Source organism: Streptomyces sp. NPDC000941, from assembly GCF_053599555.1.
In genome coordinates this window covers 1-1412 of the sequence record NZ_JBSFMM010000547.1, presented here as the reverse complement: position 1 = coordinate 1412, position 1412 = coordinate 1, and the positions used below count along the sequence as shown (strand labels likewise).

Sequence of the window (1412 nt, the reverse complement as noted above, 5' to 3'; positions counted from 1 at the left end):
GCCTCCCTGGCGGGAGGCCGGCCGCAGCCATTTCGAGCCCGGTCGTCAAGTCCCAGTGCCGACCGCGCACCATCGCCCGTTCTCGTCCATCCGTCGCGGCCACTGGGCGGTCCGCGACCTGAGTCGGGTCGGGTCGAGTCGGGTCGGCAACCCTCCACGCACCTGTCGGGGGCGCGCTGACGGGGGTCCACCGAGGCTTCAAAACTACCGTCAACACCCCCCACCCGGGCCAGCGGAACCACCCGATCGAAGTGGGGCCCAATCACCTTGCAACAGGGGCGTGAATCACACCAATACACGCCCCCTCCACGTCTGTGATCTTTCATTGATCACCTGGGCCGCCATCACCCGCATGGCCCGGCGTTTCACCCGCGGTCGACGTCTCGGCGCCGCGATCGTGTGAGCCGAAACATCGGGTCCACCTGCGTCAGTCCCGCATACGCCTCAGCAAGGCGCTCCCGGGTTTCCGCCTCGGACGCGGCACCCCGGGTGATCCCTCGGCCAAGGCGCGAGGCGAAGTAAATGGCGTGGCACATCCACCGCAGTCTGACAAAGGTGTCCAGATGGCCTAGCTCTTCATGGGCTTCCGGGGCGATGTGCTGATAGCCGTCCAGAAACGGCGACAGTGCCGTGAGGGTATCGCGAGTCAAAACCGCGAAGCCGGCGAGATCGTACAGCGGGACGCCTGCATGGCGGCTGCCCAATCGATGAGACCGTCGTGGTTGGGCGCCTCGTCACGCAGGCGGAATGCGTCCAGCCCCGGGTCACCGTGCACTACTCCCACGCGCAGCGAGAAACGCTCCGTGACGTCTCGGATATCCTGAAGTGCACCCGCCGCCGCATCGCGGATCTCGGGCTGGAAGGACAATCCCTGCAAACATTCATCCGCCAAGGCCCACGGCCAGGCGTGTTGTTCGCTCACCTTCACGACATTCCCGAGAGCCAGATGGGCCCGAGCCAGCGTGACCCCCGCACGCCGCATGTCGGCCTCAGACGAGACTGAGGGAGATCGGCCGGGAACGAACTGGAGCAGGGCGAGTACACCTTCCGGCAGTTCCACGGTCAGTCGGCCGTCCGGCAGTGGCACGGGGGCGCCGCTGAGGAATCCGTGGGAAGCCGCGAAGCCGGCCACTCGCAACCCACTACGGAAAGCGGCAGCGTCCTCGGCATCGGCCAACTTGGCTACACACTGCGTGAGCCCATCTCCGGAAGACATCCGGAGAAGTCAAGTAGCCGAGTTCCACCCCCCGACGAGCTTCTCGACCGACTTCACCGGCCTGCCCCATAACTCGAGCACGCACAAGAGAGGTCACGAGGCCGAAGCTGACGGCTCCGCTCCATACGGGGCGCATGGCGGCCTCCCAGAGCCCCCTGGGGTCCACCAGCGTGAACGCGCACGCATCGGGGTGCCT

1 protein-coding gene is annotated in these 1412 nt (G+C 66.5%); it reads right to left on the bottom strand.

Features of this window, described 5'->3' with window-relative positions; translation table 11 throughout:
- Positions 1-646: 646 nt before the first annotated feature.
- A complete protein-coding gene (locus ACWDSL_RS53405) occupies positions 647-1177 on the bottom strand; it encodes a hypothetical protein (protein ID WP_450497011.1) in 531 nt (176 codons plus the stop codon).
- Positions 1178-1412: the final 235 nt, after the last annotated feature.